This is a genomic window from Streptomyces sp. NPDC054783 (genome assembly GCF_053611725.1).
Map to the genome: position 1 here is coordinate 133574 of NZ_JBSHAY010000009.1, position 15370 is coordinate 148943.

A 15370-nucleotide genomic window follows, 5' to 3' on the forward strand; every position below is an offset into this window, starting at 1 on the left:
GTCGGCCACTTGTCGAGTGAGAGACAATGGAGGCTCTGTCAGGGCGGGTTGTATGAGGGGACGCATGTCGGAGGCGGAGCGGGCGGGAACATCTCGTCAGGGGACTCGTCAGGACAAGAGCGAGCGTCGTCTCCTCGCCGGGCGGTACCGGCTGGGAGACGTGCTGGGCCGGGGCGGCATGGGCACGGTCTGGCGCGCCGAGGACGAGACCCTGGGCCGGACGGTAGCGGTCAAGGAGCTGCGGTTCCCGTCGAACATCGACGAGGAGGAGAAGCGGCGCCTGATCACGCGCACCCTGCGCGAGGCCAAGGCGATCGCCCGGATCCGCAACAACAGCGCGGTGACGGTCTACGACGTGGTCGACGAGGACGACCGGCCGTGGATCGTCATGGAGTTGGTGGAGGGCAAGTCCCTCGCCGAGGCCATCCGCGAGGACGGCCTGCTGGAGCCGAAGCGCGCCGCCGAGGTGGGGCTCGCCATCCTCGACGTGCTGCGCTCCGCGCACCGCGAGGGCATCCTGCACCGTGACGTGAAGCCGTCGAACGTGCTCATCGCCGAGGACGGCCGGGTCGTGCTCACCGACTTCGGTATCGCGCAGGTCGAGGGCGACCCGTCCATCACCTCCACCGGCATGCTCGTCGGTGCCCCCTCGTACATCTCGCCCGAGCGCGCCCGCGGCCACAAGCCGGGTCCGGCGGCCGACCTGTGGTCGCTCGGCGGCCTGCTGTACGCGGCGGTCGAGGGCGTGCCGCCGTACGACAAGGGCTCGGCGATCGCCACCCTCACCGCGGTGATGACGGAGTCCCTGGAGGAGCCCAAGAACGCGGGCCCGCTCAGGGACGTCATCTACGGCCTGCTCACCAAGGACCCGGCCAAGCGGCTCGACGACGCGGGCGCCCGGGCCATGCTCAACGCCGTGATCCACGCACCCGAGCCGGAGCCGATGGACGCCACGCGCGTGGTGCCGCTGCCGCCGCAGCCGGGCCTGTCCGAGGGCAAGCGGGGCGAGGAGGCCGGGGAGAAACTGCGCGGCGCGCTGCGTTCGGTCCGCAAGGCGGCCGGGGCGGCCGCGTCCGCGCGGACGAAGAACGGCGGCGACACGACGGCGCCGGGTGCCGGTGAAGCCGCAGGCGCGGGCGATGCCCCCGCGGGAGGGGCACGTCCTGCCGCCCAGGGCGGAACGCGGCCCATGCCTTCCTCCGGTGGAGCGCGGCCGACGCCTTCCTCCGGTGGAGCGCGGCCGACGCCTTCCTCCGGTGGAGCGCGCCCGGCGCCTTCCTCCGGTGGAACGCGGCCCACTCCGTCCTCCGGCGGAGCGCGCCCCGCGCCCTCCGGTGGGGCCGGCGCCGGATCCGCCGGGAGACAGGCGGGTCCTGCGGCCGGCGCCTCCGGTGCCGCCGGTGCGCCGAACTCAAGCGCGAACAAGCCAAGTTCGGGCTGGCCCGTGATGCCGCCGCCGGACCTGGACCTGCCGTCGCGGCCGGTGCCGAGGGCGCCGCTGACCGACGTGGTGCCCAAGCGCACTCTGGTGATCATCGCCGTGCTGGTGGTCCTCGCGGTGCTCGGCACCGTCCTGGCCATCGCCCTGAGCGGCGGCGGCAAGGACGGCAAGAGCAGCGGGGCCAAGGCGGCGGCGAGCGCGAGCGCGTCCACCAAGCAGGACAAGGGCGACAAGAGCGCCGGCAGCGGGGCCCGGGCGGACGGGACGAGCCCGTCGTCGGGCGGCACCGGTGCCACGTCGGGCGCCGCCGTCGACGCGAGCGCGTCCACCGACGACTCCGGCAAGTCCGGTGCCAAGGACGCCGGGAGCGCGCCGGCGGTGACGACCCGCAAGGGCGGCCAGGGGTACTCGATCGGGCTGCCCAAGGGCTGGTCGTACAGCTCGACCGACAGCGGGGGCGACCGGTACACCGGTCCTGACGGGCAGAAGCTGCTCATCGGCTGGACCGGCAGCCCCAAGAGCGACCCGGTGGCGGACTGGAGGAACCAGGAGCAGGGGATGATGCGTTCCCAGTACCAGCGGATCCGCATCGAGAAGGTCGACTACCGCGGCTGGAACACGGCCGACTGGGAGTTCACGTACGTCGACGGCGGCACCGAGTACCGCACCATCGACCGGGGATTCGTGGTCAACGGCCATCTCGGTTACGGACTGATGTACACGGCGAAGGCCGCGAACTGGGACAGCCGGCTTCGCAAGGACACCTGGAAGACGCTCACCACGTCCTTCGAGCCCAAGTCGTAGGCGCTCGGCCCCGGTTTGGGGCGTGAGAATCCGTCATCCACTCAATGCGGGTTGCCTCCGGCACGTATCGTGAATGGTTGCGGACCGTACGCAGCCGGAAGTGTGTGCGAAACGGGTCGTGAGGCGAACGGAAGTGACCGACCGACCGGGCGGCCGGGGGAGGCAACGTGGACGACTACGCGGGTCGGGTGCTCGCCGACCGCTACCGCCTGCCGTTGCCGCCCACCGACGAGTACGAACTCACCGAGACCCGCGCCTTCGACACCTACAGCGGCCAGGAAGTGCTGGTCCGGCAGGTGCCGTTGCCCGAGGTCGTCGAGGCCGAGGTGCTCGACGCGGAGGGACTGCCCGAGGGCTTCACCGCGCGTGAACGCGGGAACCGGCGGGCGCCGGACGCCCGGACCGCGACCCGGCGGCCCACCGACCCGGCGGTGCGGCGCGCCGTCGAGGCCGCGCAGGCCGCGGCCTCGATCCCCGACCATCCGCGCCTCGACCAGGTCTTCGACGTGTTCGCCGAGGGCGGGTCGCTGTGGATCGTCAGCGAGTTGGTGGGCGCGCGCCCGCTGGCCGCGCTGCTCGCCGAGCAGCCGCTGTCGCCGTACCGGGCGGCCGAGGTCGCCGCCGACGTGCTCATGGCGCTCCGGGTGCTGCACGCGCACGGCTGGGTGCACCGCAACATCACCGCCCGCACGGTACTCGTCTGCGACGACGGCCGCGTGATGCTGACCGGCCTCGCCGTCGGCGCCGCGGAGGAGGCGTTGTGCGGGTACGACCCCGTGCCGGCCCAGGAGGGGGTCGAAGACGGCGGAGCGGGCGCGGACAGGACCGGTCAAGGCGCCGGTTACGGGTCCGGCGGCCGTGCCGGTGGTGAGCTCCAGGGCTCGTCCGGGTCCGGCGGTGTGCCGTCCGCGGTGGCGTCCGCGGACGTCGACCCCGAGGCCGCGCGCCGCGCCGCGATCCAGGCAAGGGCGGCCGGAGGGCTGCCGGCGCCGGGGGCGAACGGGGCGTCCGGTGGGACCGGTGCGCCCGGCCCGGCGGGGCAACGGCCCCTGGAGAACGGCGCGGACATCCGTGCCGCCCGCGCCGGCGCCATCGCCGCGTACCGCGCGGGTGCCCGGGCTGCCGCCCGGGTGCAGGGGGCCCGGCAGAACGGGCCCGCCGCCCTCCCCGGGGCCCGGCCGCCGGCCGAGGGCGACGCCGACGGCACGCCCCGGCCGCCGTACCCCGGCGGCCCGGGCACCCCGGCCGGACGGATCGCCGACCCCTACGGAATACAGGGCGCCCCCTGGCACGGTGCCCACCCCCGCCCCGGTGCCGGTGACACCTCCCGAGCCCTGAGCGGCGGCGGCCCGCAGCGCCCCGGGCTCCCCTCGGCGGACCCCCGCCCGTCCCTCCCCGGCCAGGCCCCCGGCCAGGCCCCCGGCCACCCCGAGGGTCTGCCCCTCTACGGCCCCGGAACGGCCCACCAAGGCGCGCTTCTCCCCCCGCACGCCGCCGGACCGGCTCACCGCGGCTCGGACTCGTCGTCGTACGCCGACCCCGCCCACCCCGGCCCATCCCTCCCCCCGCACGTCACCGGCACCGCCGCCGCCCACCCTCACTGGAACGACCCCGGTGCGGTCGGTGCCCGGCGTGGGCCGGGGAGTGCGTTGGCGGCCGAGCGGGCGCGGCAGGTGCGGATGACCGTGGTGGGGCCGGTGACCGAGCGGTGGGCGCCGGAGCAGGCCGGCCCCGTGCACGAGAACTGGCAGCTGGCGGCGCCGATCGGGCCGGCGACCGACCTGTGGGCGCTGGGCGCGTTGTTGTTCCGGGCCGTGCAGGGACACGCGCCGTACCCGGAGGAGTCGACGGCCGAGCTGGTGCAGCTGGTGTGCGCCGAGCCGCCCGCCTTCGCCGAGGAGTGCGGCCCGCTCCGGCCGGTCGTGGAGTCGCTGCTGCGCCAGGACCCCACCGAGCGCCTGGACTTCGAGGAGCTGAACGGCTGGCTGCGCTCGCTGGTGCGGTCCGCGCCCGAGCCGGACGCCGGCACCCATGTCGTACCCGTGCCGCCCGCAGACCCGAGCCGGCTGCCGATCGTCCGACGCCGCGGCGAGCTGGTGCGGCTGCGGCGACGGCGCGCCGGACTGCCCGAGGCCCATCCGCACGGCCGGCACAAGCGCGCCCGGGCCTTGGAGGAGGCCCGTTCGCCGCGCAGCCTCGGCCGCACTCTGCTTCTGCTGGTCCTGCTCCTGCTGGCCGGCGCGATCGCGTACGCGATGCTGTTCATGCCCAAACAGGGCGACAGCGGCGCCGCGGGCAGCCCGGACCGCACGGGCAGCGCCGGTCGGGCCGCTCCCGCGCCCTCGTCCACCCAGCGGCCCCCCTCGAAGCAGGGCGGCAGCCCCTCCGCGTCCGCGCCCGCCACCGAGACCCAGCCCCAGACCGGCGGCGATCCGACCGTCGCCGACGGCTTCGCCCTGCGTAAGGACCCCGAGGGCTTCGAGATCGCCGTGTCCAAGGGCTGGGACCGCACCCCCAAGAACGGCAGCGGCCAGGTGGTGTACGCGCACGGTGACTTCGAGCTGATCGTCGTACCCGGACGGGACAGCGCCTCGGGCTACGGCAGTGACCCGATGACCTACCAGCGCGACAAGGAGAGCGAGCTCCAGCCGTACCGCGCCTCCAGCTGGGCCACGGCCACCGGCCTGAGAACCATCGAGGTGGGCGGGCGGACCATGGCCGAGGGGCAGTTCACCTGGACCGACGGCCAGGGCCGCGACCTGTTCGTGCGCAACATGGCGATCCTGCTGAACGGCCGCTACCACATCATCCAGGTCCGCGGCCCGGAGTCCCAGCGCGACGCGGTGACACAGTTCTACGAGCAGGCCACGGCGACGTACCGCTACACCGGTTGAGCGCCCCGTATACGGTTGACCGATCCCGGCCGATTCGGGCCGCGACAACCGTCACAGTGCTGTCACCTTGGTACCCCGCCGGTTCCCTGATGGTTGACCGGTCCTTAGTCTGACCCTGTCAAGAGCATTGCGGGGCAACGTGAATCAGATGCAGGGCCTGCTCATAGCGGGCCGCTACCGGCTCGCCGATTCCATCGGCAGCGGCGGCATGGGCCGGGTATGGCGCGCCCACGACGAGGTGCTGCACCGGACGGTCGCCGTCAAGGAGTTGACCGCCGCGCTCTACGTCTCCGACGGTGACCGGGCCGTGCTGCTCGCCCGCACCCGGGCCGAGGCCCGCGCCGCGGCGCGTATCAACCACTCCGCCGTCGTCACCGTGCACGACGTCCTGGAACACGACGGCCGCCCGTGGATCGTCATGGAGCTGGTCGAGGGCAACTCGCTGGCCGACGCGGTCAAGGAGCGGGGGCGGATGGAGCCCGGCGAGGCCGCCCGTATCGGGTTGTGGGTGCTGCGGGCGCTGCGTGCCGCGCACTCCGCCGGGGTGCTGCACCGGGACGTCAAGCCCGGCAACGTCCTCCTCGGCGCGGACGGCCGGGTCCTGCTCACCGACTTCGGCATCGCCCAGATCGAGGGCGACTCCACCATCACCCGCACCGGAGAGGTCGTCGGCTCGGTCGACTATCTCGCGCCCGAGCGGGTGCGCGGCCACGACCCGGGCCCGGCCTCGGACCTGTGGGCGCTCGGCGCCACGCTGTACACGGCGGTCGAGGGCCGTTCGCCGTTCCGCCGCACCTCACCGCTGAGCACCATGCAGGCGGTCGTGGAGGAGGAGGCCGACGAGCCGCGCCACTCCGGTGCGCTCGGCCCTGTCATAGCCGCCCTGCTGCGCAAGGAACCGGAGCGCCGGCCGAGCGCGGAGGAGGCGGAGCAGATGCTCGCCGAGGCGGCGGAGGGCCGCCGCCCGCACGCGGCACAGGCATTCATCCCCACCCAGAGCTCGGGCGTGCACACCGGCGGCACGGGCACCCCGTCCCGATCGGGTTACGGCCCCACCGGGACCACCTCGGGTTACGGCCCCGCCGGCCACGCCTCCGGTTACGAGCCCGGCGGGACCGTCCCGGGTTACGCGCCCGCAGGAACCGCCTCCGGCCACGGCCCCGCCGCGCCGGGCGGCCCGGGCCGTTCCATGACCGGGCCGACGGCCGTGGCGCCCACGCCCACGCCCCCGGGCCCGGCCCCCGTACGGCCCCGGCCCCGGCGCCGGCTGCGCACCCTCGTCCTGGTCGTCGCCGTCGCGGCGGTGCTCGGCGGTGGCGCGGCGGTGGCCGTCCAGGAGTGGGGCGGCGGCTCGGCGCAGAACACCGGGTCGAGCGGCGGCGCGGGCCCGGCCACGACCTCGCCCTCGGCCAGCGGCAGCACCACGCCGGGCCCCGACGGCACGGTGCCCGCCAACTGGAAGTCCTACCACGACCCGCTCGGTTTCAGCCTCTCCCTGCCCAAAGGCTGGAAGCGGACGGTGTACGAGCTCAGCGGCGGCCTCAAACAGATCGACTACAGCCCCGACGGCGGCTACCACTTCGTCCGCATCGCCATCAACGGCTCGCCCGACTTCGCCGACGCCCACCAGCACCAGGTGGATCTGGAACAGCAGTTGCAGCGACTGGTCGACTACAAGCGCGTGGCCTTGAAAGCGAACATCTACCGCGACCGCAGCGGTTCGCTGTGGGAGTACACCTGGACCGCGCTGAAGAAGGACCCGCCGCACGTCGCCGGTCCGCGCCACGCGATCGAGGAGACGTACTACTCGCGTTCCGGTACCGAGTACGCCATCTACATGTCCACGCCGGAACAGGACTGGGCGAAGACCAGCAAGCAGTTCAAGTGGGTGCTACAGGGCTGGCAGGAGCCGGCCGCCGGCTGACGGCTGACGGCGGCCGGAGCGGCCGTACGACCGCTGATACGGCCGAAAATGGCTGGTCGGTCGGCCCTGCTTGGCCGATCGGCGCCCCGGAGCGGGCGGGTCCGGTGAGGCATGATGGGGCTCATGGGGACCGAGGGCGCCGACTTCCGGGTGATCGCGGGCCGTTACCGTCTGGAGGCACGCATCGGGCGCGGCGGCATGGGCGTCGTGTGGCGGGCCGTGGACCAGGTGCTGGGCCGGCGTGTCGCGGTCAAGGAACTCCTCCCGGACGACTCCCTCTCCGAGGGCGACGCGCGGCGCCGCCGGGACCGTACGTTCCGTGAGGCACGGGCGGTCGCCCAGCTGCGGCATCCGCACATCATCGTCGTGCACGACGTGGTGGAGCAGGACGAACGTCCCTACCTGGTCATGGAGTTGGTCGACGGCGGCTCGCTCGCCGACCGCATCTCCCGGCAGGGCCCGGCCGACGCCGCCGAGGCCGCGCGGATCGGTATCGCCCTGCTCGGCGCGGTCCGCACCGCGCACGAGGCAGGCGTGCTGCACCGGGACATCAAGCCCGCGAACGTGCTGATCGAGTCCGGCACCGGCCGGGTCGTGCTGACCGACTTCGGTATCGCGCAGGTCGAGGGCGCCACCACGCTCACCGAGACCGGCTCCTTCGTCGGCTCGCCCGAATACACCGCGCCGGAACGGATGTCGGGGCTGCGTACCGGCCCGGAGTCCGACCTGTGGTCGCTGGGCGCGCTGCTGTGCACGCTGCTCAGCGGCGAGTCGCCGTTCCGGCGCGACTCGCTCGGCGGCATCCTGCACGCCGTGGTCGCCGCCGAGATCCGGCCGCCCGCCGAGGCCGAGCCGCTGCTGCCGGTCGTGCGGGGGCTGCTGGAGCGCGACCCCGACCGGCGGCTCGGCGCGGCCGAGGCCGAGCAGATGCTGCGGACGTTCCTGGAGACGGGCCGGACCCCGGAGGCACCGGACCCGTCCTCCGGCCCCACCGCCACCGGCCGCGCGCACCGGATCACCGGCGGCTGGACAGCGAGGCCCGGTACGACGGGGAGTCGTACGGCGAAGTCGGGTGCGCTGGGGGGTCGTACCGCCAAGCCCGGTACGGCGGGGAGTCGTGCGCCGGAGGCCGCCGCGCCGTACTCGCCGACCCAGCCGGACCTTCCGCACAGCGGCCCGCAGCCGCCCGCCGCGGCCGGGTCGGCGGCGGAGCCCCGGGCCCGCTCGTCCGCCACGCGCGGGGTGCTGGTCGCATCCCTGCTGGTCGCCGCGCTGGCCGGGGCAGGCGTGTCGGCGGCACTGCTGCTGCACCGGGACGGGGGCGGGGGCGATGGCAGCCCGGGCGGCACGGCGACCTCCCCGGCGACCGGGACCGGTACGGGCGCGACCTCGTCGCGGACCGCACCCCCGGCACCCACCGCCTCCGGCCCTGCGGCCACCGCGACAGGCCCCTCGGCCACCGACTCGGGCTCGGCGGGCCCGCGCACCGCGCCCTCCGGTTACCGCACGGCCCGGGACCCGGCCGGCTTCTCCCTTGCCGTACCGGAGGACTTCACCCGCAGCCCGCAGGGGGAGCGCGTCTTCTACCTCTCGCCCGGCGACACCTTCCGGCTCGGCGTCAAGGCCGCCGATCCCCAACCGGGGGGCCCGCAGGCCGTGATGGCCCGGTCGGCCGCCAAGGGCCCCTCCACCAACCCCGGTTACCACGACGGCCGCGTCACCCCCACCGAGCACGACGGACACCCGGCGGCGCTCTGGGAGTTCACCTGGAACGGCTTCAGCGCGGCCGAGGGCCCGCGCCACACCTACGACCTGTGCTGGGAGGAGGCCGGGCGGATGTACGACGTGTGGGTGTCGGCGCCGGTCGGCAAGGTGCGGGAGGCCCGGGAGTACTTCGACGTCGCGGTCGACACCTTCCGGGCGGGGTCCTGAACGGCCGCTCGGTCACGGGTCTGTGACCGGTTCGGATTCCCGGTGGCTGTGGGGGCCGGTGGCGCGATATGGATGACGCATGAGCAGTGACGGGGGAGTCGGTCACGGCACCGACGACACGACGAGTTTTGTTCTGCAACCGCCGCAGCCGCATCCGCATCCACGGCCGGACGCCCAGCCGCACCCCATCCCGGCTCAGCAGCTGGATCCCGGCGCCGGGCGGCTGATCGCCGGCCGGTACCGGCTGCTCGGCAAGCTGGGACATGGCGGAATGGGCACCGTGTGGCAGGCCAAGGACGAGACCGTGGACCGGGAGGTCGCCGTCAAGGAGCCGCGCGTATCGGACCACCTTCCCGAACGGGAACGCGCCAACGCCTTCGAGCGCATGCGCCGCGAGGCCCGCGCGGCGGCCCGTCTCGACCACCCGGCGGTGGTGAACGTCCACGACGTCGCGGTCGTCGAGGGCCGGCCCTGGATCGTGATGGAGCTGGTGCGCGGCCGCACCCTCGGCGACGTCCTGCGCGAGGGCACGCTGGACGCGCGCGAGGCCGCCCGGATCGGCCTGGAGGTGCTCGGCGCGCTCCAGGCGGCGCACGCGGCGGGCGTCCTGCACCGGGACGTCAAGCCCGACAACGTCCTGCTCGGCCGGCACGACCGGGTGGTCCTCACAGACTTCGGGATCGCGCAGATCGAGGGCGACACGCGGCTCACGGACACCGGCGGCTTCGTCGGCTCGCCCGAGTACATCGCGCCGGAGCGGGTGCTGGGGCAGCGGCCCGGCCCGGCGAGCGACCTGTGGTCCCTGGGCGTGCTGCTCTACACGGCCACCGAGGGCGTCTCGCCGTTCCGCCGCAGCAACACCCCGGCCACCCTCCAGTCGGTCCTCAACTCCACCCCGGCCCCTCCCGCGTCCGCCTCCGGCCCGCTGGCCGAGGTCATCAACGGGCTGCTCCACAAGGACCCCGCGCACCGGCCCCAGGCGGGCCGGGTACGGGCGCTGCTTCAGGAGGCGGTAAGGCCCCCGGCGCCGCCGGTACCCACCCAGCCCGTCCAGGTGGTCGCCCCCGCCCCGGCCAGGCGCCTCGGCCGCAAGGCGTGGCTCGGCGCGGGCGCGGGGCTGGTCGTGGCGGCGGTGGCGGCGTACCTGGTCCTGGCCGATCCCTTCGCGGGCCCGCTGCCCGACGGCTGGGCCGAGCGCCCGGTGCCGAAGCTCGGCGTCACGCTCGCCGCCCCGGCGAACTACCAGGTGGTCATGCCCGGCAAGGACGACCAGGACCAGAACCGGGTGACGTACGAGGACTGGAGCGGCGGCGTCTGGATCACGCTGGAGCTGGCGAAGAAGTCGCAGGACTCCCTGGGCGAGATCAAGAACACCGCGCGGTCCCAGATGTACGCCGACGACGAGAAGTTCCGCGGCGAGGGCGACTACACCCTCGACATGCCCGGCGGTGCGAAGACCCACCCGGACGACACCGCGACGTACCACGGCAAGGAGGCCGCGAAGAACACCGTCGTCTTCAAGACCAACGACGGCGCGCACCCCAGCCCGCGCGAACTCCAGGTCTTCTACTACCGCACGAGCGGCGGCGACCTGTACAAGCTCACCGTCGGCTACCCGAACAAGGGCGACTTCACGGCCCGCGGCCGGGACGTGGCCAAGGCGGCGATCGCGAACCTGGACATCAAGAAGCTCTGACTCCCGGGCGCCGCGACGCGGACTGGCCGCTTCGCTGTGCCCCGCTTCGACAAGGGCATGGTGCGCACGGTACTCATGTGACATGAGTGGAGACGGCGAACTCCCGCCCGACGCACGTCTGATCGGCGGCCGGTACCGGCTGACCGGGCGCCTCGGAACCGGGCCCACCGGAACCGTCTGGCGGGCCCTGGACGAGCAGCGGCCGGGCCGCCGGGTCGCCGTGAAGGAGCCGCTGCTGCCCGGCGATCCGGCCGACGACGAGGACAGCCGCCGTATCGCCCACCGGCTCTACCGGGAGGCCCGCGCCGCGGCCCGGGTGCGCCATCCCTCCGCCGTCACGGTGTACGACGTCGTCACCGAGGGCCATGTCCCCTGGATCGTCATGGAGTTGGTGGCGGGCGAGTCGCTGCAGGACGCCCTGCGGCGCGGCCCCCTCCCGCCCGCCGAGGCCGCCCGGATCGGGCTCGCCGCCCTCGGGGCCCTTCGTGCCGCGCACGCCGTCGGCATCGTGCACCGGGACGTCAAACCGGCCAACGTCCTGCTGGAGTCAGGCACCGGGCGGGTGGTCGTCACCGACTTCGGGACCGGTGACGGGCATCCCGCGCACGCGCCCGCCGGTTTCGTCGCCCCCGAGCGCGCCGCGGGCCCCGGCGCCGGCCCGGCCTCCGACCTGTGGTCCCTGGGCGCCCTGCTCCGCGCCGCCCTCGCGGACACGGACCCCGGCCCGCTGGGCCCCCTGCTGGAGCGGCTGCACGCCGACGAGCCGGAGGCCCGCCCGGGCGCGGAGGAGGTCACGGCGGCCCTGCGGGACCTCCTCGGGCTCACGCCCGTACCGGACACGGCACCCGAAGTACGTGATGCACGCAAAGTCGCCGAAGCGACCGGAGCCCCCGAAGCCGCACCCGAGTCCCCTTCGCCCCCACCCTCCGGCCGCCCTCGCCGCACCCCGAGGACCGCGCTGGGGCTGCTTCTCGCGAAAAAAGCCGGACTCGGTTGATCCTTCCGTCCGCCACCGCGTCAACGCCCTGATCAGCACATTCGCTGCCAGTGATCACTGGCAGTGTGTGAGCACTCGGTGAATCCCCGTTACCGACGGGTACACAAAGCCTGCGCCGCGGCATACCCTGCGCGTCATGACGGACACGCAGGCCCCGGACAGCACCGGCACCAACCCGCTCGCGCCCGCCCCCGAGGGCGCCCGCACCGCCGCCGACGTGGTCACCCCGGAACTGGTGGCCCAGCTCACCAAGGGCGTCGTCGGCTCCGGCCGCACCGCCAACCACACCCCGTTCACCGGCGAGAAGCTGGCCGACCTGCCCGAGTCCACCCCCGAGGACGTACGCACGGCCTTCGAGGCCGCCCGGGCCGCACAGGCGGTGTGGGCGAAGACCCCCGTACGGCAGCGGGCCGCCGTCCTCCTGCGCTTCCACGACCTGGTGCTCGAGCGGCAGGCCGAGGTGCTCGACCTGATCCAGCTGGAGACCGGCAAGGCCCGGCTGCACGCGCACGAGGAGGTGCAGGCCGTCGCCGTCGCGGCCCGCCACTACGGCCGCAAGGCCCCCGCCTACCTGCGGCCCAAGCGGCACACCGGCGCCGTCCCCACGCTCACGAAGGTCACCGAACTGCGCCACCCGCGCGGCGTCGTCGGCCAGATCGCCCCCTGGAACTACCCCCTGGAGCTGTCCGTCGGCGACGCGCTGCCCGCGTTCGTCGCCGGCAACGCGGTCGTGATGAAGCCGGACACCGAGACCTGCCTCACCGCGCTGTGGGCGCGTGACCTGCTCATCGAGGCCGGGCTGCCCGAGGGCGTCTTCCAGGTCGTGCTCGGCGAGGGCCCGGTCGTCGGCCCGGAGGTCGTCCGGCACGCCGACTACGTCTCCTTCACCGGCTCCACCCGCACCGGCCGCGAGGTCGCCCAGGGCGCCGCCGCCCGCCTCGTCGGCGTGTCCCTCGAACTCGGCGGCAAGAACGCCATGCTGGTGCTGGACGACGCCGACATCGAGAAGGCCGCCGCCGGCGCCGTACGCGCCTGCTTCTCCTCCGCCGGACAGCTCTGCATCTCCATCGAGCGGCTGTACGTCCACGAGTCGGTCGCCGACGCCTTCCTGGAGCGCTTCGCCGCCCGCACGAAGGCGATGAGGCTCGGCAACTCCCTCGCCTACGGCGCCGACATGGGCTCACTGGTCGGCGAGCGCCAGCTGAAGACCGTCGAGCGGCACGTGGAGGAGGCCGTCGCCAAGGGCGCCAAGGTGATCGCGGGCGGCAGGGCCCGCCCCGACATCGGCCCCTACTTCTTCGAGCCGACCATCCTCGACGGCGTCGAGGACTCCATGGCCGTGTGCGAGGAGGAGACCTTCGGCCCGGTCGTCTCGACCTACCGGTTCAAGAGCGACGACGAGGTGATCGAGCACGCCAACGCCACGCCGTACGGCCTGAACTCCTCCGTCTGGACGAAGAGCGCCGCGCGCGGCCGGGACGTCGCCGCCCGCCTGCGCACCGGCACGGTCAACGTCAACGAGGGCTACGCGCCCGCCTACGGCAGCGTGCAGTCCCCGATGGGCGGCATGAAGGACTCCGGCCTCGGCCGCCGCCACGGCTCCGAGGGCATCCTCAAGTACACCGAGGCCCAGACGGTGGCCCAGCAGCGGTTGCTGCCGATGGCTCCCTCGCTGGGCATGACGGACGAGGGGTACGCCCGGTTCATGAGCACGAGTCTCCGGCTCATGAAGGCATTCAGGTTCCGCTAGAAACACCCGTTCTCGACGAGGAGAGCACGTGTCGCAGGAGAAGTCTGTCCAGACCCGGGACGAGGACGGGTACGACTACGACGTCATCGTGGTCGGATCGGGGTTCGGCGGGTCGGTGTCCGCCCTCCGCCTGACGGAGAAGGGATACCGGGTCGGTGTGCTCGAAGCCGGCCGCCGCTTCACCCGGGACTCCCTGCCGAAGAACTCCTGGGACCTCAAGAACTACCTCTGGGCCCCCAAGCTCGGCATGTTCGGCATCCAGCGCATCCACCTGCTGGGCAACGTCATGGTGCTGGCCGGCGCGGGCGTCGGCGGCGGCTCGCTCAACTACGCCAACACCCTCTACGTACCGCCGAAGGCCTTCTTCGACGACCCCCAGTGGCGGCACATCACCGACTGGCAGGAGGAGTTGAAGCCGTACTACGACCAGGCCCAGCGCATGCTCGGCGTACGGCTCAACCCGACCATGACCCCCTCCGACGTGCACCTGAAGGCGGCGGCGCAGCGGATGGGCGTCGGCGACACCTTCCATCTCGCCCCGGTCGGCGTGTTCTTCGGCGACGGCAAGGACGCCGACGGCAAGGCGAAGGCGGGGGCCGGCGAGCAGGTGGACGACCCGTACTTCGGCGGCGCCGGTCCCTCCCGCAACGCCTGCACCGAGTGCGGCGAGTGCATGACCGGCTGCCGGCACGGTGCGAAGAACACCCTGAACGAGAACTACCTCCACCTCGCCGAGAAGGCGGGCGCGGTGGTCCACCCCATGACGACGGTCGTGTCCGTCACGGACGACTCACGGGGCGGGTACGCGGTGGCGACCCTGCCGACGGACCGGAAGAAGAAGGGCGAGGGCCGGCTCTTCACCGCGCGCCGGGTCGTCCTCGCGGCCGGCACCTACGGCACGCAGACCCTCCTGCACCGGATGAAGGCGGGCGGCCGGCTGCCGTATCTCTCCGCCCGGCTCGGCGACCTGACCCGCACCAACTCCGAGGCGCTGGTGGGCGCGCAGACCGACAACCGCCGCTACCGCAGGGCGACCGGCGAGGCCAGGGCCGACTTCACGCGGGGCGTCGCGATCACGTCCTCGATCCACCCCGACGAGAACACCCACATCGAGCCGGTCCGCTACGGCAAGGGCTCCAACTCGATGGGCGGCCTGTCCATCCTCCAGGTCCCCTACGCCGAGGGCTCCTCGCGCGCGCTGGCCTGGCTGGCGAACGCGGCCCGGCATCCGCTGCTGGTCCTGCGCTCGCTCTCCAACCGGCGCTGGTCCGAGCGGACCATCATCGGCCTGGTCATGCAGTCGCTGGACAACTCCCTGACGACGTACCTGAAGCCGGGCGGCGTAGGAAAGGGCCTGCTCACCGCCCGCCAGGGCCACGGTGCCCCCAACCCCAAGCAGATCAAGGCGGCCACGGAGGCCGCCTCCGCGCTCGCCGCCGAGATCAACGGCTTCGCGGGCAGCAACGTCGGCGAGTTGATGGGCACCCCGCTCACCGCGCACTTCCTCGGCGGCTGCCCCATCGGCGACTCCCCGGAGACCGGCGTGATCGACCCCTACCACCGCCTCTACGGCCACCCGGGCATCTCGGTCGTGGACGGCGCCGCGGTCTCGGCGAACCTGGGCGTGAACCCGTCGCTGACGATCACCGCGCAGGCCGAGCGCGCGATGTCCTTCTGGCCGAACCAGGGTGAGGAGGATGCGCGTCCGGCGCAGGGCACCGCGTACGAGCGGCTGAAGCCGGTGGAGCCGCAGGCCCCGGCGGTACCGGCGGAGGCGTTCGGCGCGCTGCGCCTGCCGTTCCTGGGGATGCCGGCGGTACCGCCGAAGAAGTAGTGCGGGCACGCCGAAGGGGCCTGCGCCCCCCTCCTGGCGCAGGCCCCTTCGGTTGTACGACCGCGCCATCGCGGCGGTGTCACCGGTGTGGCGGCGTC

General features: G+C 73.7%; 8 protein-coding genes. All 8 read left to right on the forward strand.

Features of this window, described 5'->3' with window-relative positions:
- The first annotated feature begins 64 nt into the window (after window positions 1-64).
- Window positions 65-2245, forward strand: coding sequence for a serine/threonine-protein kinase (locus tag ACWGJ5_RS18355; protein ID WP_453310698.1), 2181 nt, complete (start codon window positions 65-67; stop codon window positions 2243-2245).
- Between the two features lie 167 nt (window positions 2246-2412).
- Window positions 2413-5139, forward strand: coding sequence for a protein kinase (locus tag ACWGJ5_RS18360; protein ID WP_453310699.1), 2727 nt, complete (start codon window positions 2413-2415; stop codon window positions 5137-5139).
- A 148-nt stretch (window positions 5140-5287) separates the two neighbouring features.
- The gene (locus tag ACWGJ5_RS18365) at window positions 5288-7063 is read left to right on the forward strand and encodes a serine/threonine-protein kinase (protein ID WP_453310700.1); all 1776 of its coding nucleotides are present in this window, start codon (window positions 5288-5290) and stop codon (window positions 7061-7063) included.
- A gap of 123 nt (window positions 7064-7186) precedes the next feature.
- On the forward strand, window positions 7187-8995 hold the full coding sequence (locus ACWGJ5_RS18370; protein WP_453310701.1) for a protein kinase domain-containing protein: 1809 nt from the start codon (window positions 7187-7189) through the stop codon (window positions 8993-8995).
- A 79-nt stretch (window positions 8996-9074) separates the two neighbouring features.
- Window positions 9075-10691 carry a serine/threonine-protein kinase gene (locus ACWGJ5_RS18375; RefSeq protein WP_453310702.1) on the forward strand — a complete coding sequence of 539 codons (1617 nt, stop codon included), beginning with the start codon at window positions 9075-9077 and terminating at the stop codon, window positions 10689-10691.
- An 82-nt stretch (window positions 10692-10773) separates the two neighbouring features.
- Complete coding sequence (locus ACWGJ5_RS18380) at window positions 10774-11688, forward strand: serine/threonine-protein kinase (protein WP_453310703.1); 915 nt, start codon at window positions 10774-10776, stop codon at window positions 11686-11688.
- 136 nt (window positions 11689-11824) lie between these two features.
- Window positions 11825-13438, forward strand: coding sequence for a succinic semialdehyde dehydrogenase (locus ACWGJ5_RS18385; RefSeq protein WP_453310704.1), 1614 nt, complete (start codon window positions 11825-11827; stop codon window positions 13436-13438).
- Window positions 13439-13466: 28 nt separating this feature from the next.
- A complete protein-coding gene (locus ACWGJ5_RS18390; RefSeq protein WP_453310705.1) occupies window positions 13467-15272 on the forward strand; it encodes a GMC family oxidoreductase N-terminal domain-containing protein in 1806 nt (601 codons plus the stop codon).
- The last annotated feature ends 98 nt before the right edge of the window (window positions 15273-15370 follow it).

Coding starts and splice junctions, on each gene's coding strand:
- ACWGJ5_RS18355 (WP_453310698.1), top strand. CDS start 65: ATGTCGGAGGCGGAGCGGGCGGGAACATCTCGTCAGGGGACTCGTCAG.
- ACWGJ5_RS18365 (WP_453310700.1), top strand. CDS start 5,288: ATGCAGGGCCTGCTCATAGCGGGCCGCTACCGGCTCGCCGATTCCATC.
- ACWGJ5_RS18370 (WP_453310701.1), top strand. CDS start 7,187: ATGGGGACCGAGGGCGCCGACTTCCGGGTGATCGCGGGCCGTTACCGT.
- ACWGJ5_RS18375 (WP_453310702.1), top strand. CDS start 9,075: ATGAGCAGTGACGGGGGAGTCGGTCACGGCACCGACGACACGACGAGT.
- ACWGJ5_RS18380 (WP_453310703.1), top strand. CDS start 10,774: ATGAGTGGAGACGGCGAACTCCCGCCCGACGCACGTCTGATCGGCGGC.
- ACWGJ5_RS18385 (WP_453310704.1), top strand. CDS start 11,825: ATGACGGACACGCAGGCCCCGGACAGCACCGGCACCAACCCGCTCGCG.